The organism is Streptomyces sparsogenes, from assembly GCF_001704635.1.
Lineage (GTDB): Bacteria > Actinomycetota > Actinomycetes > Streptomycetales > Streptomycetaceae > Streptomyces > Streptomyces sparsogenes.
In genome coordinates this window covers 1-20,909 of the sequence record NZ_MAXF01000123.1, presented here as the reverse complement: position 1 = coordinate 20,909, position 20,909 = coordinate 1, and the positions used below count along the sequence as shown (strand labels likewise).

The 20,909-nt window shown below is 74.6% G+C and carries 20 protein-coding genes and 1 pseudogene; 12 read left to right on the top strand and 9 right to left on the bottom strand.

The annotated features are described in order from the left end of the window. The first annotated feature begins 250 nt into the window (after positions 1-250). The 5 genes from BBH68_RS25495 (at position 251) to BBH68_RS25475 (ending at position 6,288) form a co-directional block, all read left to right on the top strand. Positions 251-2,077 carry an AMP-dependent synthetase/ligase gene (locus BBH68_RS25495; protein WP_065965839.1) on the top strand — a complete coding sequence of 609 codons (1,827 nt, stop codon included), beginning with the start codon at positions 251-253 and terminating at the stop codon, positions 2,075-2,077. 20 nt (positions 2,078-2,097) lie between these two features. After that, complete coding sequence (locus BBH68_RS25490) at positions 2,098-2,811, top strand: hypothetical protein (RefSeq protein WP_065965838.1); 714 nt, start codon at positions 2,098-2,100, stop codon at positions 2,809-2,811. Positions 2,812-2,834: 23 nt separating this feature from the next. After that, positions 2,835-3,791 (top strand): effector-associated domain EAD1-containing protein, encoded by a 957-nt coding sequence (locus tag BBH68_RS42110; protein WP_065965837.1) that lies wholly within the window; start codon positions 2,835-2,837, stop codon positions 3,789-3,791. Between the two features lie 156 nt (positions 3,792-3,947). Continuing rightward, on the top strand, positions 3,948-4,781 hold the full coding sequence (locus BBH68_RS25480) for an aldo/keto reductase (RefSeq protein ID WP_065965836.1): 834 nt from the start codon (positions 3,948-3,950) through the stop codon (positions 4,779-4,781). A 316-nt stretch (positions 4,782-5,097) separates the two neighbouring features. Continuing rightward, a complete protein-coding gene (locus BBH68_RS25475; RefSeq protein ID WP_065965835.1) occupies positions 5,098-6,288 on the top strand; it encodes a S1 family peptidase in 1,191 nt (396 codons plus the stop codon). A gap of 85 nt (positions 6,289-6,373) precedes the next feature. Here BBH68_RS25475 and BBH68_RS25470 read toward each other — a convergent pair whose 3' ends face one another. Further along, positions 6,374-7,309: a class I SAM-dependent methyltransferase gene (locus BBH68_RS25470; protein ID WP_065965834.1), complete on the bottom strand. Its 936-nt coding sequence runs from the start codon at positions 7,307-7,309 to the stop codon at positions 6,374-6,376. Between the two features lie 126 nt (positions 7,310-7,435). Further along, entirely contained in the window at positions 7,436-7,741 is a 306-nt protein-coding gene (locus BBH68_RS25465) for a 4a-hydroxytetrahydrobiopterin dehydratase (RefSeq protein WP_065965833.1), read from the bottom strand. Positions 7,742-7,834: 93 nt separating this feature from the next. On the opposite strand from BBH68_RS25465, the gene BBH68_RS25460 reads away from it, so the two are divergent. Further along, positions 7,835-8,638, top strand: a complete 804-nt coding sequence (locus BBH68_RS25460; protein WP_065965832.1) for a helix-turn-helix domain-containing protein — start codon at positions 7,835-7,837, stop codon at positions 8,636-8,638. Here the strand turns inward: BBH68_RS25460 and BBH68_RS25455 are convergent. Next, the gene (locus BBH68_RS25455; protein WP_065965831.1) at positions 8,628-9,014 is read right to left on the bottom strand and encodes a nuclear transport factor 2 family protein; all 387 of its coding nucleotides are present in this window, start codon (positions 9,012-9,014) and stop codon (positions 8,628-8,630) included. The genes BBH68_RS25460 and BBH68_RS25455 overlap by 11 nt on opposite strands. A 176-nt stretch (positions 9,015-9,190) precedes the next feature. After that, entirely contained in the window at positions 9,191-9,931 is a 741-nt protein-coding gene (locus tag BBH68_RS25450; protein ID WP_079151199.1) for a hypothetical protein, read from the bottom strand. 134 nt (positions 9,932-10,065) lie between these two features. Between BBH68_RS25450 and BBH68_RS25445 the strand changes: the two genes are divergently transcribed. Further along, positions 10,066-10,662, top strand: a complete 597-nt coding sequence (locus BBH68_RS25445) for a TetR/AcrR family transcriptional regulator (protein WP_065965830.1) — start codon at positions 10,066-10,068, stop codon at positions 10,660-10,662. Beyond that, on the top strand, positions 10,659-12,083 hold the full coding sequence (locus BBH68_RS25440) for an MFS transporter (RefSeq protein WP_065965829.1): 1,425 nt from the start codon (positions 10,659-10,661) through the stop codon (positions 12,081-12,083). The genes BBH68_RS25445 and BBH68_RS25440 overlap by 4 nt, the downstream gene beginning before the upstream one ends. Before the next feature lie 28 nt (positions 12,084-12,111). Here BBH68_RS25440 and BBH68_RS25435 read toward each other — a convergent pair whose 3' ends face one another. The 5 genes from BBH68_RS25435 to BBH68_RS25415 all read right to left on the bottom strand — a co-directional run bounded on the left by BBH68_RS25435 (position 12,112) and on the right by BBH68_RS25415 (position 18,564). Further along, the gene (locus BBH68_RS25435) at positions 12,112-13,554 is read right to left on the bottom strand and encodes an APC family permease (protein ID WP_065965828.1); all 1,443 of its coding nucleotides are present in this window, start codon (positions 13,552-13,554) and stop codon (positions 12,112-12,114) included. Positions 13,555-13,590: 36 nt separating this feature from the next. After that, entirely contained in the window at positions 13,591-15,798 is a 2,208-nt protein-coding gene (locus BBH68_RS25430; protein ID WP_079151202.1) for a phage holin family protein, read from the bottom strand. A gap of 153 nt (positions 15,799-15,951) precedes the next feature. Continuing rightward, entirely contained in the window at positions 15,952-16,977 is a 1,026-nt protein-coding gene (locus BBH68_RS25425) for a dipeptidase (protein WP_065965826.1), read from the bottom strand. 58 nt (positions 16,978-17,035) lie between these two features. Next, positions 17,036-17,857 (bottom strand): phytanoyl-CoA dioxygenase family protein, encoded by an 822-nt coding sequence (locus BBH68_RS25420; protein ID WP_245738302.1) that lies wholly within the window; start codon positions 17,855-17,857, stop codon positions 17,036-17,038. Positions 17,858-17,967: 110 nt separating this feature from the next. Beyond that, a complete protein-coding gene (locus tag BBH68_RS25415) occupies positions 17,968-18,564 on the bottom strand; it encodes a MarR family winged helix-turn-helix transcriptional regulator (RefSeq protein ID WP_065965825.1) in 597 nt (198 codons plus the stop codon). A 112-nt stretch (positions 18,565-18,676) separates the two neighbouring features. On the opposite strand from BBH68_RS25415, the gene BBH68_RS25410 reads away from it, so the two are divergent. From BBH68_RS25410 to BBH68_RS25395, 4 genes and pseudogenes are all read left to right on the top strand, one after another. Beyond that, positions 18,677-19,459 carry an MBL fold metallo-hydrolase gene (locus BBH68_RS25410; protein ID WP_065965824.1) on the top strand — a complete coding sequence of 261 codons (783 nt, stop codon included), beginning with the start codon at positions 18,677-18,679 and terminating at the stop codon, positions 19,457-19,459. Beyond that, positions 19,459-20,118, top strand: coding sequence for a DedA family protein (locus BBH68_RS25405; protein ID WP_065965840.1), 660 nt, complete (start codon positions 19,459-19,461; stop codon positions 20,116-20,118). Before BBH68_RS25410 ends, BBH68_RS25405 begins: the two co-directional genes overlap by 1 nt. Positions 20,119-20,623: 505 nt before the next feature. Continuing rightward, positions 20,624-20,746 (top strand): annotated as a pseudogene (locus tag BBH68_RS25400) (XRE family transcriptional regulator); the annotation flags it as partial. 3 nt (positions 20,747-20,749) lie between these two features. After that, positions 20,750-20,909 (top strand): NUDIX domain-containing protein (locus tag BBH68_RS25395; protein WP_170066595.1); only part of this gene is annotated, 160 nt, incomplete at its 3' end.

Below are 20,909 nucleotides of genomic sequence, written 5' to 3'. Positions count from 1 at the left end.
CCATGCCCCGCGCCGCGCCTCGCGCCGTGCCCCGCGCCATGCCTCGCGCCGTGCCCCGCGCCGCGCCCCGCGCCATGCCCCCGCGCGCCCACGCCGTGCCCCCACCCGCTCCCCGAGCCCGGCCCCGAGCTGTGCCCCGATGGGAGAGATTCGGTGGAGAAAGTCGTCACACATGAGTCGCACATCGGGCTCATAGGACCAGATCAGATACGGTCACGGCGCCGTGCGGAGCGCTTCGAGGAGCATGTCATTGCGCGAGTTCACCGTCCCCCCGCTGACGAGCCCGCCGCGGGCCGGAGGACTGGCGGATCCCGTCTTCGAGCACGCGGACGCGGATCCGGACCGGGCGGCCCTGGGGCGGAGGACGGCGGAGGGTCAGTGGCGGGACGTGTCCGCGGGCGAGTTCCGTGACGAGGTGCTGGCGCTGGCCAAGGGGCTGCTGGCGCAGGGGGTGCGCTTCGGCGACCGGGTCGCCGTGATGTCCCGCACCCGCTACGAGTGGACCCTGTTCGACTTCGCGCTGTGGTCCATCGGGGCGCAGAGCGTGCCGATGTACCCCACCTCCTCCGCCGAGCAGGTCTTCTGGATGCTGCACGACGCGGGGGTCTCCGCCTGTGTCGTGGAGCACGAGGACCACGCCATGACGATCGGCTCGGTGGTCGGGCGGCTGCCGCGGCTGACCCGGCTGTGGCAGCTGGACGCGGGCGCGGTGGACGAGCTGACCGCGGCCGGGGCGGCGGTGGACGACGCGGTGGTGCACCGCCACCGCAAGGCGCTGCAGCCCGAGAACCCGGCGACCATCGTCTACACCTCGGGCACCACCGGCCGCCCCAAGGGCTGTGTCATCACCCACGCCAATCTGATGGCCGAGTGCGACACCGTGGTCGCCCGCTACGAGGAGGTCTTCCACTCCAAGCGGGGCGACGAGGCATCGACGCTGCTGTTCCTGCCGCTCGCGCACGTCTTCGGCCGGATGGTGGAGGTCGCCGCGATCCGGGGCCGGGTGAAACTCGCCCACCAGCCGAGCCTCACCGGGGCCGCGCTGCTGCCCGATCTGCAGTCGTTCCGGCCGACGTTCATCCTGGCCGTGCCGTACATCTTCGAGAAGGTGTTCGCGGCGGCGCGGATGAAGGCCGAGGCGGAGGGCCGGACCGGCCCCTTCGAGAAGGCCGTGGACATCGCGGTGCGGTACGCGGAGGCGCAGGAGGCCAGGGCCTTCGGGCTGGGCCCGGGGCCGAGCGCCTCGCTGCGGGTGCAGCACCAGTTCTTCGACAAGATGGTCTACAGCAAGGTGCGGGCGGCGATGGGCGGCCGGGTCCGGCACGCCTTCTCGGGCGGCTCGGCGATGGAGCGGCGGCTCGGGCTGTTCTTCGCGGGCTCGGGGGTCACGATCTTCGAGGGGTACGGGCTGACCGAGTCCACCGCGGCGGCCGTCGCCAATCCGCCCGACCGGACCCGCTTCGGCACGGTGGGCGTCCCGCTGCCGGGCACCACGGTGCGCATCGCGGACGACGGCGAGGTGCTGCTGGCCGGCGACCAGGTCTTCGCGGGCTACCTGGACGACCCGGAGGCGACCGACGCCGTGCTGCGGGACGGCCGGCTGGCCACCGGCGACCTGGGCACGCTGGACGACGACGGCTATCTGACCATCACCGGGCGGAAGAAGGAGATCCTGGTGACCTCCAGCGGCAAGAGCGTCTCGCCGGTGGTCCTGGAGGAGCGGGTCAGGGAGCATCCGCTGGTCGCGCAGTGCATCGTGGTCGGCAATGACCGGCCGTACGTGGCGGCGCTGGTGACGCTGGACGCGGAGGCGGTCTCGCACTGGCTGGCGATGCGCGGCAAGCCGGAGCTGGCGGCGCGGGAGCTGGTGCGCGAGCCGGATCTGGAAATGGAGATACGGCGGGCGGTGATCGCCGCCAACACGCGGGTTTCCCAGGCGGAGTCGATTCGTACGTTCCGGATACTTGCCGCTCAGTTCTCGGAGGAGCATGGTCTCCTGACGCCTTCCCTGAAATTGAAGCGGAAGGCGATCGAGCAGGCGTACGCCGTCGAAATCGAGGCGCTCTACCAATCCTGAGCCGCAAAGGGGGCACGGAAATGATCGACATCATTCTCCCCGAACTTCCCGAGCGCGAGCTGGCACTGGTATCCGAGGAATTCTCCCGGCCTTCGGGCCATGTCCCGCCGCGGTCCGCAGCGGCGCCCGCGCTGACCGGGCGGGTCGCGCTGGGCGGGCCGCTGTCCGTGCCGGTCACGGCGGAACTCGTCGGGCGGGTCCCGGAGCTGAAAGCGTATGTGGAATCGGAAGCCAACAAGGCCGACCGGGCAGACAGCGCTGCCTACCATTTGGTGCACTTTTCGGTCAACTGCACAGAAGAAACGGGCAATCCTCAACTGCAAACGGTCAATCTCGATCTCACTCTTTCGGCCGACGCGGCCGGAAACCGCCGGGCCGCCTTCCAGCCGGTGGCCTGGTCCATGACGCCGCTCCAGCTCAGCGGGGAACTCCCGGACACCGGCCCGGCCCACCTCGGCCCCCGGCTGGGGTTCGTGGGGCGGCACCGGCCCGCGCCCGGCACGCGGATCTGCCTGGAGGCGCGGCGCGAGCTGAGGTCCGACCCGGGCTGGGAGATCCGCCGCACCCCCACGGCGCGCATCCGCGGCACCTACCGGCTGGCCATGGTGGTGCGGGCGCCGCGCGCCACGGTCAGCCGGGCCGCGGTCGAGGTGGGCGCGACGGTACGCGAAGGGCATGTGCTGCGGCGGTTCCGGGCGGAACTGCCCGAACCGCTGCTGCTGGCCGCGGTGTGACGGCGATCCGGGAACGGTGAACAGTGGGCGCGGACGGGGAGTTGACGGCCGAGGAGATCCGGGAGCTGGCGCGGGTCTTCCCGCCCGGCCCCAGCGCCGAGACCCTGCTGCACAGGGCGGGTGTCCCGGCCCCGCACCGGCCCCCCGGCCCGCCCAGCCCGCCCGGTCCGCCCGGCCCCTCCGGCCTGCCCGGTCCCTCCCGTCCGCCCGGCCCCTCCGGTCCGCCCGGTACCGCCGCCCACGCGTACTGGTCCGCGGTGGCCGACGCGGTCGCCGGGGGCCGGGTGGCCGACGGCCGGCTGCGCCTGCTGGCCGCGGCCTGCCGCACCTACCCGCACAACGAGGTGTTCCGCGCGGCCGTCCGCGAACCGGGCCGGGGCGCCGTCCGGCGGGTGCTGGTGAGCGGCGCCCACCCGGCCGGCCCGGCGCGGCTGCGGGCGCAGCGGGAGTTACGCGCCGTCCAGCGCGCCGCGCGCGGCGCGCTGGCGGTGGACTGGTGTCCGGCCCGGGCGGTCACCGACGTCCGCGGGCTCCTGACGCTGCGCCCCGATGTGCTGCACCTGGTGTGCCACGGCCACGACGACTGCCACAGCGGCAACGGCGGCGACGACGGTGGCGACGGCGGCGGCGAACTGGTGTTCAAGGACACCCGCCGCGGGGCCCACCCGGTGTCCGCCGCCCACCTCGCCGCGCGCCTGGGCGCCTACCGGCGGCTGGCCGGGGCGCGGCTGCGCGGGCTGGTGCTCTCCTCCCGCCACGGCGAGCGGGCCGCCCGCCTCTTCACCGACGCCGCCGCGGTGGTCGTCGCCCACGGCGGTCCGCTCGACGACGCCTCGGCGGTCGCCTTCGCGGCCGAGCTGTACGGCCTGCTGGACACCGCCCCCGCGCTTGACGAGGCCGCGCACCTCGCCGCCGAACGGACCGCGACCGCCCGAAACCGCCCTGACCTGCGGAAGAACCTGGTGGTGCTGCGCGGCTGAGCCGGGGCGGGACCCGGGCGGTGGCTCGCGCGGGGTGTGACCCGGGGGTCCACTGGGCACTGAGGGACAGTGGGTCCGGGCGGGAATGCGACCCCGCCACCGACCGTTGACCCTGAAGACGTACGCACTCGTATTCGACGTAAGGATCGACCGCTCGTGAGCAAGGTCCCCTTCATCACCCTCAACAACGGCGTCCGCATGCCGCAGCTCGGCTTCGGCGTCTGGCAGGTCCCGGACGACGAGGCCGCCGACGCCGTCAGCACGGCCCTGGAGTCCGGTTACCGCAGCATCGACACCGCGGCGATCTACGGCAACGAGGAGGGCACGGGAAGGGCCATCGCCGCGTCGGGTCTCCCGCGCGACGAGCTGTTCGTGACCACCAAGCTGTGGAACTCCGACCACGGCTACGATTCCACGCTGCGCGCCTTCGACGCCTCGCTGTCCAAGCTCGGCCTGGAGTACGTGGACCTGTACCTGATCCACTGGCCGGTGCCGGAGGCCGACAAGTACGTGGACACGTGGAAGGCGTTCGAGAAGATCTACGCCGAGGGCCGCGCCAAGGCCATCGGGCTCTCCAACTTCCACCCGGCCCACATCCAGCGGCTGCTCTCGGAGACCGAGATCGCCCCGGTGATCGACCAGATCGAGCTGCACCCGCAGCTCCAGCAGGCGGAGCTGCGCGCCTTCAACTCCCGCCACAACATCGCCACCGAGGCCTGGTCCCCGCTCGGCCAGGGCAAGGGCCTGCTGGAGGACGCCCGGCTCGCGGCCATCGCCGACAAGCACGGCAAGTCCCCGGCGCAGGTGGTGCTCCGCTGGCACCTGGACCTGGGCAATGTGGTGATCCCCAAGTCGGTCACGCCCTCCCGCATCAAGGAGAACATCGACGTGTTCGACTTCGAGCTGGACGCGGACGACCTCGCCACGATCGACGGGCTGGACTCCGGCAACCGCCTCGGCCCGGACCCGGACACCTTCAACGTGGCCTGAGCCGGGCCGCCCCCGGCCGCATCGCGCCCCCGTCCTCCCGGAGAGTCCACACCGGACTCCCGGGGAGGGCGGGGGCGCGGTCGCGCAACCGCTGAGTTGGCGGCGGCTGTTCGGGTGGCGTCGCCGCGCCCCGGGGCCGGGCGGGGAGGAGGGCCGGCCGGGCGCCGGGCGGCCTCCGGCGGCGAGTCCGGGGCGTCGGGCGGGGGTGTCCGGCGGGGCGCAACCGAGGGGTGCGGGCAGGCGAGCGGCCCGTGTCGTACCGGCTTACGTTGACGCCAGCCCCCGCGACACAGCCCCGACACGAGGAGACACCCCGATGCTCCGCAGCCACAGACCTGCCCTGACAGCCGGTTGTGCCATCGCCATCGCCGCCCTCTCCCTGACCGGGATACCCGCCCTGGCCGCGATACCCGCCGCCGGCCCCGGCCCCACGGCCGGCGCCCGCACCGGGGTGCCCACCGAGGTCCCCGCCGAGATGCTCGACTCGATGCGGCGCGACCTGGGGCTGACGGCCGAGGAGGCGAAGGCCAGGATCACCAACGAATACCGGGCCGGCACGGCCGCGCCGGCGCTGCGCAGGAGTCTGGGGACCGCCTTCGGGGGCGCGTGGGTGACGGGGAAGACGGCCGAGCTCACCGTCGCCACCACCGACCAGGCCCGGCACGGCACGATCACCGCCGCCGGCGCCAAGGCCGTGACGGTCAGCCACAGCCTGGACGACCTCACCACCGCGAAGGCCGCTCTGGACCGCGCGGCCGAGCGCCGGGCGCCGACGGCCGGGGCGGCCTCCGTCTGGTACGTCGATGTGAAGAGCAACAGCGTCGTGGTCCAGTCCGCCGACCCCGCCAAGGCGTCCGACTTCGTGGCCGCCAGCGGTGTGGAGCGGGACGTCGTACGGATCGTGGAGTCCGCCGAGGAGCCGCACCCGCTGTACGACGTGCGCGGCGGCGAGGCGTACTACATCAACGGCACCGCCCGCTGCTCGATCGGGTTCTCGGTGACGAAGGACGCCCAGGGCGGCTTCGTCACCGCCGGCCACTGCGGCCAGGCGGGCGCCACCACCACCGGGGTCAACCGCGTCGCCCAGGGCACCTTCCAGGGCTCGCGCTTCCCGGGCAACGACTACGCGTGGGTGGCGGTCAGCGGCGAATGGGCGCCCGGCCCCGTGGTGCTCGGCCCGGGCGGCGCCGCCGTCACGGTCGCCGGCTCCCAGCAGGCACCGGTGGGCTCCTCCGTCTGCCGCTCCGGCTCGACGACCGGCTGGCACTGCGGCACGATCGAGCAGCTCGACACCAGTGTGCGGTACACCGAGGGCCTGGTCAGCGGCCTGTCCCGGACGACCGTGTGCGCCGAGCCCGGCGACTCCGGCGGCTCGTACATCTCCGGCAGCCAGGCCCAGGGCATCACCTCGGGCGGCTCCGGCAACTGCACGGCCGGCGGCACCACGTACTTCCAGCCGGTCAACCCGATCCTCGAGGCGTACGGCCTCGCCCTCAAAACCGGCTGACGGCAGGGCAGCGCGCCCGGGCCCCGGCCGCCGCCGGGGCCCGGGCGCGCGGCCCGGACGCCGGGCGCCGGGCAGGGCGCCGGGCTCAGTCGGCGGGCCGGACCGCCGCGTGGACGGTGGTGGCGCTCAGCCAGAACACGTCCGACCGGCGCAGCACGCCCGCCTCGTCGTCGGGGTCGAGCAGCCGGTCGAGCGTGGCGCGGTCGGTCGCGTCGAGGCGGTCGGCCAGCCGTTCGGCCAGCCGGGCGAGCTCGGCGTGCAGGAAGCGGCGGGCCGGGGGGTCGAGCGGGGCGGGCAGGTCGAGCAGGAAGGACTTGCTGCGGGCGCCGGTCAGCCCGGCGGCCGTGAGCATGGCCGGCCAGTCCTCGACCGTCTCCTCGGCGCCGGGCAGCCCGGCCCGCATGTCGGCGTACCCCTCCTCCTGCGCGGCGTCGAGGCGGGTCAGCAGGCCGGGGCGGCCGATGCCGATGTCGCGGGGCAGCACGCGCGGCTGCAGCCCGCCCTCGGCCACGGCCAGCACCCCACCGGGGCGCAGCGCGGCGGCGAGCCGGTTGAGGGCCCCCTGCTGGTCCCCCAGGTGGTGCACCGACTTGCTGGCCCAGATCAGCTCGGCCTCCCCCGCCCCGGCCAGCCCGTCGGGCAGGTCGGCCAGGTGGGTCCGCACGCGGTCGGCGACGCCGAGCCGGGCCGCGCGGTCGCGGGCCAGGGCCAGCAGCTCCGGGGTGCCGTCCACGGCCACCACCTCGGCCTCGGGGAAGGCGCGGGCGAACAGGCAGGCGGCGCCGCCGGGCCCGCTGCCCACGTCGAGCGCGCGGCGCACGGCCCCGGTGAGCAGCCCGCGCAGCCACTCGGCGGCCTGCTCGACGACGGGGGTGTGGAGATCCGCGCTCTGTTCGAGGACCGGTCCGAAGGAGGCCCAGTCGAAGTCCTCGGCGTCGCCGTGCCCGTGGCCGTGGCCGTGGCCGTGGCTGTGGGTGTGGGTGTGGGTGTGGTGGGTGTGGGTGTGCTGGTGTCCGGTCATGTCAGGAGGGTGCTCCGGTCGCCGTGGCGACGGCAAACTTTGTTGCCGGTCCCGCAAGCGGAGGGTCTGATACCGGGGCCCCGCCGGGCGCGGGCTCCGCGGGCGCGGGCCCCAGCCGGGGGGCGGCTAGGCCACGCCCTGTACGCGGGCGATCTCCTCGACGCGGCGCGCCAGCCGGAGGTCCAGCTCGGTCACCTTGCCGCCGGCGCTGTGGGTGTTCACCGAGACCCCGACCTTGTTGTAGCCGAGCGTCAGGTCGGAGTGGTGTCCCAGCTCCTCCTGCGCCTCGGCGACCTCGGCGACCAGCCGGGCGGCGGCCAGGTGTCCGGGAAAGGAGTACGTGCGCACCAGCCGGTCGTCCCGCAGCGACCAGCCGGGGAGGTCCGCCAGACCCCGCTCGATCTCCTCGTCCGTCAGCGGCTCGACTGCCATGGGGTATCCCTTTCGTCGCGACTCCTCCCACCTTCCCACGCGCCGCGCGGGCCACGCGCGGGGCGGGGACGCGCGTTCGGTTACCGTCGGGGCATGACGACTGCCGTGATTGCCCCGGGGGTGGGGGCGCTGCTGCGCGAATGGCGGGACCGGCGGCGGATCAGCCAGCTCGAGCTCGCGCTGCGCGCCGACTCCTCCGCCCGCCACATCAGCTTCATCGAGACCGGGCGGGCCAGGCCCAGCCAGGAGATGGTGCTGCGGCTCGCCGAGCACCTCGACGTACCCGTGCGCGAGCGCAACGCCCTGCTGATCGCGGCGGGTTACGCGCCGCACTACCCGGAGACCTCGGTGGACGATCCGTCGATGGGGCCCCTGCGCGAGGGCATGGAGCGGCTGCTGACGGGCTACGACCCGTACCCGGCGGTCGTGGTCGACGGCATGTACCAGGTGGTGGCGGCCAACCGGGGCATGGGGATGCTGCTGGAGGGGGTCGCCGAGCACCTCCTCCGGCCGCCGATGAACGCGATGCGCATCACCTTGCACCCCGACGGCCTGGCCCCGCGCATCCGCAATCTGCGGGAGTGGCGCGGCCATCTGCTGGAGCAGATGGAGCGGCAGCTCGCGCTGATGCGGTCCTCGCCGCTGCGGAAGCTATACGAGGAGGTCAGCGCCTATCCGGTGGGCGTGGGGGGCCGGGAGGAGGCGGCCGTGGGCGGGGACCACGCGCCGTTCGCGCTGCCCATGGTGATCGAGCACGCCGGGCATGTGCTGTCCTTCGTCTCCACGATCGCGACCTTCAACACCCCCATGGACGTCACCGTCTCCGAGCTGGCCATCGAGACCCTGCTGCCGGCCGACCCGGAGACGGCGCGGACCCTGCGGCGGCTCATGCCGTAGGCGCCGCCGGGACCCGGTCCAGGAAGCCGAGGACGGAGCGGATCCGGCCGTCCTCGGCCAGGGTGATCACATCGAAGCCGGCGACCGGCGCGGAGCCGTCGGCCGTGGAGACCAGCTCCCAGGTGAAGCGGGCGGTGTGGTGGTGTCCGTCCACGGTCCCGGTGTGCTGGAAGACGAAGCCGGGGAACTGCTCCTGGGCCCCGGCGATGACCGCCGCGAGCTGGTCGTGGCCGCTGACGTCGGCGAGCGGGTCGGTGTAGCCGCCGTCCTCGGTCCAGGCGGCGGCCACGGCCTTGGCGCGGGCCTCGGGGTCGGTCGCGTTCCACGCCTCGAAGTAGCGGGCGACGGCGGTCTCGTACTGCGACTGGGCGGTCATGGCAAGGCTCTCCTCGGTCATGGCGTCATGAAACGCGCTGGTGGGGCCGGGTTCCGAGCCGGAGTGCGCCGGCCCGGAACCCGATGCCCCAACCTTGCCGTCGCCCGGCTTCCCGGTCGATTACCCGCCAGGTAATGGAGCCGGCCCGGCTCGGGAAGGCCGCTCGGGACGGCCGCTCAGGACAGCTCCGACCAGGCCTTCTCCACGAGGTCCGCGACCTTGGCGGGCCGGTTGGCCAGGCCGCTGCCGCTCGGCCGGATCTGGACGGTGAGCCCATCGCCCGTGCGCTGGCAGTAGGTGACATGCACGGACTCCGCGGTGGGCTTGGAACCGGCCGGTGTGGGCTGGTTGTAGAGCACGCAGGAGACCTCACCGATCACCTTCAGCTCGTCCGGCGGCACGGCCAGGGCGAGCCTCTCGCGGTCCTCGTAGGGGACGTACGGCTTCGGCGAGCGGCTGCGGACCGCCACCAGGGTGACGGTTGTCCGGACGTCGTCGTCGGCGTACCGCTTCACCACGGCGGCGGCACCGCCGTACGCGTCGGACAGGCGCTCACCGCTCTTGCGGTCCTCCTCGACGAGGCCGTCCGCCATCTTCCCCGCCTTGGGGGCGCCCTCTTTGCGCTGGACGTCCGCGAAGGGTCTGAGCTCGCCGAGTTTCGCGGGTGCGGTGAGTTCGGCGCCGCCGCCCCCGCCGCCGAAGCCCGCGCCGCCGTCGTCGTCCGAGAGCAGGACCGGTATGCCGGCCAGGGCGAGCCCGACGACGAGCCCGATCACCCCGCTGACCAGGGGGTGACGCGGCGAGAACCGGCCCGGCCGCGACGGCCCGGCCGGGGCGGCGGAGAAGGCGGGGGGCGGTCCGGGCTGGGAGGGGACACCGGCGGGCTGAGGGGGCGTCGGCGGATACTGCTCGGTCATCTGGGCCTCACGTTCTTCCAGGGCGTCGGCTTGCCTTGGCGCCTCATTCTGTCCCAACGCGTCGGCGGGGAGGGGAAGTAGGCCGACCGGGAAGCCGAGTAGACAGTGTCTACGCTCTTTGGTAGACAGTGTCTATGAGTGAGCAGGAAACGGGGCTGCGGTCCCGTCTGATCGAGGTCGGCGTCGACCTGGTGACCAGCGAGGGGATGCAGTCCCTGTCGCTGCGGGAGATCGCCCGCCGGGCCGGGGTCTCCCATGGGGCCCCGCGCCGCTACTTCCCCACCCACCTGGATCTGTTGTCCGCGATCGCGCGCCAGGGCTTCGGCGCGCTGGCCGCCGAGGTCGCCGAGGCGGTCGGCGACGGCCGGGCGGGGCCGCGCGACCAGCTGATGGCGCTGGGCCGGGCCTATCTGGAGTTCGCCTTGGGCAACCGCGGCATGTTCGAGCTGATGTTCCGTCACGACCTGCTGGAGAGCGACCGCCTCGGCCTGCGCGACACCAGCCTGCCGCTGTTCGAGGTGCTGGTGGACCTGGTGGCCCGGGCGCGGCCGGCGGCGGACGCGGAGGCGCGGGTCGTCGCGGGCGCGCTGTGGGCCAATCTGCACGGCGTCGCCCAGCTGTGGGGGTGGGGCAGCCTCCAGCTCGCGGTGGCCACCGACGACGTCGAGCCGCTGCTGCGCGCCACGCTGGAGGCGCACCTGGGGCCGACCCGCGGGCCGGAGGAGGGATGACCCCACCGCGCCCCCGCCACCAACTGCTGACGCTCGTCGGAAGCGTCACCGGGGCCGTGATCGTCGCCCTGGACGGCACGGTGCTGACCATCGCGCAGCCCGCCATGCGGCGGGACCTGCACGCCTCGTTCACCGCCGTCCAGTGGACCAGCACCGGCTATCTCATCGCCGTGGCGGGCCTGCTGGTCTTCGCCGGCCGCCTCGGCGACCGCTACGGCCACCAGCGGCTCTTCGCCGTCGGCACCCTGGGCTTCGCCGCCACCTCGGCGGGCATCGGCCTGGCGCCCGGGATCGGCTGGGTGATCGGGCTGCGCGTCGCCCAGGGGGTCTTCGGCGCGCTGCTGCAACCGGCCACCCTGGGGATGCTGCGGGCCGCGTATCCGCCGGACCGGATCGGCGTGCCCATCGCCTGGCGCACCAGCGCCATCGGGGTGGCGGCCGCGACCGGGCCGGTGGTCGGCGGGGCGCTGACCGCCCACCTGGGCTGGCGCGCCGTCTTCTTCCTGAGCGTCGTACCGGCGCTGGCGATCGGCGTCGGGGCGCTCGTCGTCCGCCTCCCGGCGCCGAAGGCGGCGCCCGGCGTCCGGCTCGACCTGCCCGGCGCCTTTCTGCTCGCGGTGGCGCTGGTGTGTCTGGTGCACACGCTCGTCGCGATACCGGAGACCGGCTGGACGGCGGCCACCGCGCTCGGCCTCGCCGCCGTCGCGGCCGCCGGCGGCGCCCTCGTCCGGCACGCGCGGCGCACCGCGCACCCCCTGGTGCCGCCCGGCCTGCTGCGGTCCGCGCCGGTCGCCTCGGGCCTGAGCGTCCTGGTGGCCGCGTCGGCGTCGGTCTTCGGGGCCCTGTTCGTCGGCACGTACTTCCTCCAGGACGTGCTCGCGCTCGACCCGCTGGAGAGCGGGCTGAGAGCGCTGCCGCTGCCCGCGATGATGGTGCTGGGCGCGCCGGTCTGCGTCCGTCCGCTGCGCCGGTACGGGGCGCGCCGGACGGCGATGGCGGGGATGGCGCTGCTGGCGCTCGGCCTGCTGCTGTTCTCCCGGCTCGACGCGGGCTCGACGGCCCTGGCGATCGGCGGCTGTTTCCTCCTGATGGGCGCCGGCTTCGGCGCGGTGATGGTCACCACGACCTCCGTGATCGTGCGCCACGCGCCGGTGGACCACGCGGGGGTGGCCGGGGGGCTCCAGCAGACCGCGCTGAACGTGGGCCCGACGCTGGGGGTCGCCGGGGCGACCACGCTGATGGCCCTCGCCGCGCCCCGCGCGGGCGGCGGTCCGGGCGGCGGCGGGCCGCTGTGGGCGGGCGGCGAGTTCCTGCCCGCGATGGGCGTCACGCTGCCGGTGCTCGCGGCCGTGGCCGCGGCCGGTGTGCCGCTGGCGGCGGGGTTGCCCGGGCGCGCGGCCGCCCGGGCGCGCAAGGCCTGACGCGGGCGCGTAAGGCGCGCGTCGGCCCTCAGCCGACGGTCTCGGCCGCCGGGGACGCGCCGTCCGCCGGGGCCGCCTGCGGGGCTGTCTGCGGGGCTGTCTGCGGGACGGCCCGCGGGTCGGCCTGCGAGGCGGCCCGCGGGTCGGGGCCCGGCCGGGTGGCGGCGCGGCGGGCGGCCATCAGGACGTACACCAGCACACCGGCGAAGAGGAAGAGCGTGCCCTGGTACACGGCGGCGTATCCGGCGCCCGCGACCAGCCAGAAGGAGAAGCCGAAGCCGACCAGCGCGAGCACCAGGTCCCGGGCGAAGCGGCGGGGGCGCACCTCGTCCCGGCGCCCCGACAGCAGGAAGTGCACCTGCGCGCCGGTGGCCAGCAGATACGGGACGGTCGCCGAGAAGGTGGTGATGAGGACCAGGGTCTCGAACACCCCGCCCGAGCCCGAGGTGTAGTTGATCACGGTCAGCAGCGAGGCGAGGGCCGTGCCGACCAGCACGCCGAAGGTCGGCACCCCGCGCCGCTTGGTGGCGAAGGCGGCGGGGAAGAGCCCGTCGCGGGCCGCCGCGTAGGGCGCCTGGGCGCTCATCAGGATCCAGCCGTTGAGCGCGCCGACGATGGACACCACGGCGGCCAGGGCGATGAGGGTGCCGCCCCAGGAGCCGCCGAACATGGCGTCGACGGCGTCGGAGAACGGCGCGGTGGAGTGCACCAGGTCCCGGTGGGCGACGGTGCCGAAGACCGACAGCGTGCCGATGAGGTAGACCACGGCGGCGCCGACGGTGCCCAGCACGCTGGCCCGCCCCACGTTGCGCTCCGGGTCGCGCACCTCGCCCGCGCTCATCGACGCGGACTCGACGCCCACGTAGCTGTAGAGCAGGATCGCGGCCGCCGCCGAGAGGCCGCCGATCCCGCTGCCGCCGCCGGTGTTGAACGGGCCGAGGTTGTGGGGGTCGAAGAAGAAGAGTCCGGCGACGGCGACAAACAGCAGCGGCACGAACTTCAGCACCGTGGAGACGATCTGCACCGCGCCCACCCAGCGCGTGCCCGCCAGGTTCGCGAGGGCCGGCAGCCACAGCGCGAGCAGCGCCACGGCCAGGTCCACACCCTTGGACTCGTGCCCGGGGGCGAGCACGTGGACGTAGCCGACGGCCGCGACCGCCAGCGCCGCGTTGCTCACCCAGGTCATGGTCCAGTACGACCAGGCGGACAGGAACCCCGCGAAGTCGCCGAACGCCGCGCGCGCGTAGACATACGGCCCGCCGGTGCGCGGGTCGCGCTCCGCCAGCCGCCCGAAGACGAGCGCGAGCGCGACGGCGCCCACGGTCAGGACGGCGAAGGCGAGCAGGCTGACGGTGCCGTACGGGGCGACGGAGGCGGGCAGCAGGAAGATGCCGCCGCCGATGATGTTCCCCATGACGAGCGCGGTCGCCGTGGGCAGGCCGAAGCGGCGGGCGGGGTGCGGGTCGTGCATTCTGCCATGGTCAGGGAAGGTGCACGGTACACAAAATCACCGGGTTTTGTCCGGCAGGGGCGGCGGGACCGCCGGAGATGCTGCGGCGAGGGGGCCGGGCCGCCGTGATTCCTCGCCCGTGCCTGGGCCCGCGCCCGTGCCCGTGCCCGTGCCCGCTGCCGCGGCAGCGGCGGCCACCTGCCGCGGGATCTGCGGGCCGTCCGCCTCCCGCAGCCAGCGCCGCAGCACCGCGTGCACCCGCTCGGCCCCCACCAGCTCCTCGCCCGGCCGGGTGGGCGGGCTGAGCTCGACGGGCCACAGCAGAAACGGGTGGCTCTGCGCCCCGCCGAGCCCGCCGTGCGAGCCGATCTGCCCCTCGAAGGCGTGCACCTCGCCGGTCACCGGGTCGTACGCGGAGTTGACCATGATGTCGGCGGCGTTCGGGAAGCGCGCGGTGCGCCGCACGGCGGCCACGGCGCCCTCGCCGAACACCTCCAGCGGGCTGCGCCCCACGACCCGGCCGGTGTCGAGGTGGTGCTCGGCCCCGTCCGCGCCCAGCACCACCGCGCCGTGTCGCTCGGAGCGTACGAGCAGGAAGCCCACGCCGGGGTGATCGGCGAGGGCGCGCAGCAGCCCCGGGTGGCGGCGGTCGATCTCCTCGCGGCTCATCCGCCCCGGCACGTCGGGGAAGGACACCAGCCCGAGGTTTCCGGAGGCCAGCACCACGGGATCCGACGGGCCGTAGCCGTCCGACCCCGTGTCGGACGGGCAGTGCCCATCGCCGGCCCGCTCGGGGCGGCGCAGGGCGGCGCGCGCCGTCTCGCGGGCCTCCGCTCCGGTGGGGGTGCGCTCGGCGCGGCGCGGCACGGGCAGTCCGCATCCGGCCCTGACCAGGTCCTCCAGCGTGAGGCCGTAGGCGTCGGCGAAGGTCGCGCCGGGGCTCTGCCCGTGGTCGGAGAGCAGCACGATCCGGTAGTCGCGCGGCGCGTGCTCGACGGCCCTGGCGATCAGGGCGACACAGCGGTCCAGGCGGCGCAGCACCTGGTGGGTGTCGCGGCTGCGCGGTCCGGAGTGGTGGGCGACCTCGTCGTACGCCACCAGGTCGGCGTAGATCGCGGTGCGCCCGGAGAGGACGTCCCCCATCACCGCGGCGACCACCACGTCCCGCTCCACGACGGTGGCGAAGGCGCGGATGAAGGGGTACAGCCCGCCACGCCCCACGCGCGGCGTCTCGCGGCGCAGCCGGGCGCGCGTGGACTGGCCGAGTTCGCGGAGGACCTCGGCGAGGAAGGAGCCGGCGGTGCGGGTGGCGTTCGCCGGGTCCCTGAAGTACGCGAAGTAGCCGCTCCTGGAGCGGTTGTGTCTGCCGCGCCGGGCGGCCACGGAGAGCACCAGGGCCAGTTCCTCGGCCCCGCCGGTGAACAGGTTGCCGCGGCTGGCCCCGTCGACGGTGAGCAGTCCCTCGTGGCCGGTGCGGGCGGCGGCCCGGCGCTGCAGTTCGGCGGCGCTGGTGGGCCGGTTGCTGACCATCACCCGGCCGGTGTCCTTCTCGTACCAGCGGAAGGCGGGCACGTCCTCGTTGGAGCCGTGCAGGATGCCGAGCTGGCTGGCGCCGGTCTGGCTGGACCAGTCGGTGCGCCAGGGGGTGAGCGTATGGGTGGTGTCCACCCAGCCGGCGAGGGTCGGCATGAGCGGCGGCCGGTTTCCGCGGGGCCGCACCGCGTCCCGCAGCACATCGTGTCCCACCCCGTCGAGCTGGAGGAACACCGTGCCGGGCGGCTGGGGCCGGCCGTCGCCGCCACCCAGCCGGCGGCGTCTTCGGTCCGCGAGCCGCACCAGCCGCCGGTGGTAGGCCTCGTCGTCCCGTACGGTGAGGAAGGTGCTGGTCGCCGAGGACGCGGCGGACATCACGGCCGCCACCACCACGGCGGTCTCCGGCTCGGCGGTCCCGCGCCCGTCGGGGATCAGGTTCAGCGCGAGCAGCAGCAGCGAGCCGTTGAGCGCGAAGACCAGCAGCCCGAGCACGAAGGCGGGCACCAGCAGCAGGGCGCGCACCAGCAGGGGCCACACCAGCGCGCTGAGCAGGCCGAAGGCCCCCGCCCCGCTCGCGGCGGTGACGGCGACCCGGGTCGCGCTGTCCCCGTCGGGGGACTGCAGCCGGAAGTCGGGCAGGATGCCCGCGAGGGCCAGCATGGTGAGCGTGGACACGGCCCACACCGCGATCACCCGCAGCAGGGCCGCGCCCACGGATTTCCAACGGGCCATCTGCACGCCGCACTCACCTCGCGTATCCACGCCCGCTCGGCACACGCGGGCGCCCCCAGCGTGTCACAGCCGACCCGAGGCCCGGCGCGCCCGGTTTCCCTACAAGCCCGACCACGGGGTGGGCATCACGCGGGGCGGCCTCCGCGGGACGGCCTACGCGGGGCGGCCCAGCTCCTTGCGGAACAGGGCCAGGAGGTTCCCGCCGAGCACCTTGGCGATGTCGGCCTCGGGAAGGCCCCTGCGGACCAGCGCCTCCGTCACCAGCGGCAGGCCGCGGGGGCCCTCGAGGCCCGGCACCACCAACTCCGCGTACTCCAGGTCCTCGCAGCACGGCGGGCTGGTGTCCGCGCTGACCTCCTTGATGAAGTCCGGCCCCAGGCCCACCCGGTCCACGCCCGCGACCTCGGCGATGTGCAGGATGTGGTCGGCCAGCCGGTCCACCGTGCGCTCGGCGGGGTCGGTGGCCAGGAACTCGCCGAGGAAGTTCACGCACACCATGCCGCCGGTGCCGACGATGCCCCGGATCTGCTCGTCGGTCAGGTTGCGGTGGTGGTCCAGCAGGGCGCGGGCGGAGGAGTGGGTGGCCAGCACGGGCCGGGTCGCCAGCTCCAGCACATGGGCGACGCCCGACGCGCTCAGGTGGGAGACGTCGAAGAGGATGCCCAGGCGCTCCATCTCCGCCAGCGCCGCCACCCCCGCCTCGGTGAGCCGGCTGCCGGTGGCGTCCTCGCCGCTGCCGTCGGCCAGGGCGGTACGGCCCCAGTGGGCGATGGACGCCACGCGCACGCCGAGCCGGTGCAGGGTCGGCAGCAGCTCCACGTTCGCGTCCAGGCCCGGGGCGCTCTCCAGCGCCAGGACCAGCGCGATCCTGCCCTCCTCCAGGGCGCGGTCGATGTCGGCCCCGTCCAGGCACAGCCGTACCTCGTCCGCGTTGCCCTCGGCCAGGGTGTGCGCGCACTCGATCATCCGCAGCGTCTCGCGCAGGGCGCCCTCGGGACGGAACCGGTCCTCGATGAAGACCGGCAGCACCTGGAGGTCCACCCCGCCCGCGCGCAGCTGGGGCAGCCACTGGTCGCGGAAGAAGGAGGCCCAGCGGCGCGGCGGGCGGGCGGTGACCGCGATCAGCAGGTCGTTGTGGGCGTCGGCGACCACCGCGCGACGGTGCAGTTCCGAGGACACGTACGGGCCTTCCTTCGGGGTGTGCGGGCGGATGTGGCAAGGCGTGCGGATCGGCGCGTCAGGAGGCGGGCCCGGGCTGGGCGAGTCCGCGCCGGATGGCCCGCTCGACCGGCGAGTAGTCCCCGTCCTCCCGCTCCAGCCGGATCGGCTGTCCGGGGGCAGGGTACAGCGGCGGCTGGGCCATGAACCGGGGCTCGGTGCCGCGGTGCGGCTGGGCGGCGTGCACCAGGAAGGGGTGGCAGACGAACACGTCCCCGGCCCGGCCGGTGGCCAGGGCCTCCGGCAGGTCGGCGGTGGCGTCGAACAGGCCGGTGGCCGCCACGTCGAGGAAGCTCAGGCCCTCCTCCCCCGCCGGGCGCAGCCGGGACGGGGCGTACAGGTGGGAGCCGACGCGGATGCGGGTCGGGGCGTCGTCCTCGGACACGTCGGAGAACAGGAAGAGCGTCAGCAGGGCTCGGCCGCTCGAGCGGACGTTGACGTACGGGGGCCAGGACTCGCCCTGGCGGGTGTAGCTGCCCTCGATGTGCCAGCCCTCGTCGCCGGGCGGGTCGGCGTGGGGGAAGCGCACCGGGCAGGTGCCCAGCCCCTGGAGCGGCTCCCAGCGGCCCTGCCCGACCAGGGTGTCGAAGGCCGCGTGCAGCCGGGGCATGGTGGCCGCGCGGCGGAAGGGCTCCTGGGCGTAGCCGCCGAGGCGCACGACGGGCCGGGTCCAGGTGGCCGGGTCGCGGGGATCACAGCCGGTGTCGCGCCACAGGATGTCGCGGCACTCGGCGGCCACCTCGCGCGGGAAGGCCTCCCGCAGGACGACGAACCCGTCCCGGACGAAGCGCTCGGACAGCTGGGCCGGGTCGTCGGTCGCTTCGGGTATGTCGGGCGGCAACGGCGGTCGTCCTCCTCATGGGGTCGGTGGCCGCCATCGTGCCGTACGGGTGGGTGCCCGGGCCACGGAATATCGCGCGGGACCACGGCAGCGGTTCGCCCCGGGCCCGCTCAGCTCCCGGGCCCACCGGCGGCCCCGGGGGTGGTGTGGCTGTCGGGGGTCTCGGGCCCGTGGCCCCGCGCCGCCCGGTCGGCGGCTCCGACGGGGCACGCGACGCCCTCGGGCGTACACGCGGCCCGGTCGCACAGGCGGCACATCCGGTCGGCGTCGCCACAGCCGCGGTACAGCCCGTCGAGCAGCTTCTCCAGCAGTCCGCCGAGGGCCCGGACCTCGGCCCGGTCGAGGGCGTCGAGCGCGGTGGCGAGGCGGGAGGTGCGGGCGGTCAGCAGGTGTTCGGCGGTCCGGCGGCCCTTGGCGGTGGGGTGGACACCGGTCCAGTTGCCGATGGAGCGCCGCCGCTCGACGAGCCCGCCGCGCTCCAGGCCGTCGACCATCCGCACCGCCGCGGACTGGGTGAGGCCGACCCTGCGGCCGAGTTCGGTCACGCTCACGCCCGGGTCGGCGTGCAGCACCACCAGCGCGGCGGCCGCGCTCATGCTGAGGCTGGAGGCCGCCACGGGGGCGGTGAGCAGGTCGTCGGTGATGGCCAGCGCCGCGGCCCCGAGCAGGTTGGCGACGCGTTCGGTGTCGTTCGCGCGTACATGCATGAGTCATGCATACCCCGAGGGAGGCCCTTCAACCGCCGACCGTGCTCAGTGAGAGGATCGACGGGCACGCGCCCGCCGGCGCGGGCGGCACGACGAGGGAGGGAGGCTCCGGGTGTCGGTGGAGGTCACCTGGTGGGGGCATGCCACGACCACCGTGCGGGACTCCGGCGTGCGGGTGCTGACCGACCCGCTGTTCGTACGGCGGCTGGCGCATCTGCGGCGCCGCCGGGGCGCCGTGCCGCCGCCCGCCGCCGCGGTCGCCGATGTGGCGCTGGTCTCCCATCTGCACGCCGACCACCTCCACCTCGCCTCGCTGATGCGGCTGCGCCCCGGCACCCGGCTGGTCGTGCCGCGCGGTGCCGGGCGGGCTGTGCCGGGGCTGCGGCGGGTGGCCGTCGCGCGCGACCTGCGGGTCACGGAGGTGCGGCCGGGCGAGGAGATCGCGGTGGGCGAGGTGCGGATACGGGCCGTGCCGGCCGCGCACGACGGCAGGCGGCTGCCGTACGGGCCGAGCCGGGTGCCCGCGCTCGGCTACGTCCTGCGCGGCGAGGCGACGACGTACTTCGCGGGCGACACCGGGCTGTTCGACGGCATGGCGCGGGCGGTGGGCGACTGCGACGTGGCGCTGCTGCCGGTCGGCGGCTGGGGCCCCTACCTCGGCCACGGCCACCTCGACGCCCACCGCGCCGCCGAGGCGCTGTCCCGGCTGGGCGCGCGCAGCGCGGTGCCCGTGCACTACGGCACGTACTGGCCGATCGGCCTGGACGGGGTGCGGCCGCACGAATTCCACGCGCCGGGCGAGGACTTCGTCCGGCACGCCGCTCGGCTGGCCCCCGACGCGGCGGTGCACGCCCTGGGGCACGGCGAGTGCGTACGTCTGGAGACCGCCAGGTGATCGACCGCCTCCTCGACGAACTCGGCGACCTCGCGCGGAGCGTGCCGACCGAGTCCACCCAGCAGGCGGTGGGCTACCCCTCGCTGTTCCTGCTGGTGGTGCTCGGCTCCCTGGTGCCGGTGGTGCCGACGGGCGCGGTGGTCAGCTCCGCGGCGGTGGTGGCCATCCACCAGAGCGTGCCGCCCCTGTCGCTGCTCATCGTCTTCTCCCTCGCCTCCTCCGCCGCCTTCCTCGGGGACATCTCCCTGTACTGGCTCGGCCGGCGCGGGCTCCGCTCCAAGAACGGCTCCCGCTGGCTCGCCCAACTCCGCGGCCGCGCCGCGCCCGAGCGCCTGGCCCAGGCCCAGGGCCGCCTCGACGAGCACGAGGTGGCCGTGCTGGTGCTGTCCCGGCTCGTCCCGGCCGGCCGGATCCCGGTGATGCTCGCCTGTCTGCTCGCCCGGATGCCGCTGCGCCGCTTCGCGCACGGCGACGTCCCGGCGGTGCTGGCCTGGTCGGGCACGTACGCGCTCATCGGCATCCTGGGCGGCTCGCTCTTCGACCGCCCCTGGGAGGGCGTGGCGGCCGCGATCGCCCTCACCATCCTGCTCGGCGCCGCCCCCGCCCTGTGGCGCCGCACCCGCGCCCGCCGCCGCGCGCAGAGCGAGGCGACGGGCTGAGGTTGTTGTGCGTCCAACCCTCCGTGCCAGGTCGGACCTCAGTAACGCTGTCGGCCACCGGGGTAGTGAATCGACTCACGGCATTCCGGCACACCGGCGGGAGCGGGCTGATTGCCGAGCGCGTAACACAGAGCGGCGTGCAGTTGCTCCGCCTCGGCCGTCGTCAACACCAGTGCGGTGAGGGCGACATGCTCTCGCTGCCAAGCTTCGGGCCACCGTCCGGGTCGTCTAGCGGTTCACTGTCGGCGCGCCTGGGCAGCCGCCCGCCCCGGCTCTCGGCGACCCGCAACGCGTCGCACAGCGCCTCACTCAGGCACTTCACGAGGAACCGCGGTTCCCGCGCGCTGACCTTGTGATCGCTGAGCATCTCGCTCGTATGGCCGAGGAGTTCGGCCCCCGCCTTGAGCTGTACAGCCTCGAATTCGTCGGCCAGGCTCGACAGACAGCTGTCGCCGTCCCCAACAGTTCGAACGTCCAGCAACGGGGCCAGGAAGAGAAGTCGTGGGTGAACGCGTACGGCGCACCCGTCTGGCACCTCCGCCGACACCGTGAGGATGGCATGTTCGACACCTACGTCCAGAGCTTCAACGCCGTGTGGACGACGGCGACGCCGGTGGAGGAAAGGTGACCGATGGCGCGGACCGAGTATTACGACGATCCCGACGCCCCTGAGCCGAACAGCTTGGTTGTCGCCGCGTCCGCCGTCGTCACCGACGACACCGGGCGAATCCTGCTCCAGCGGCGCCGGGACAACGGCCTCTGGGCTCTGCCCGGCGGCGGCGATGGCCGAC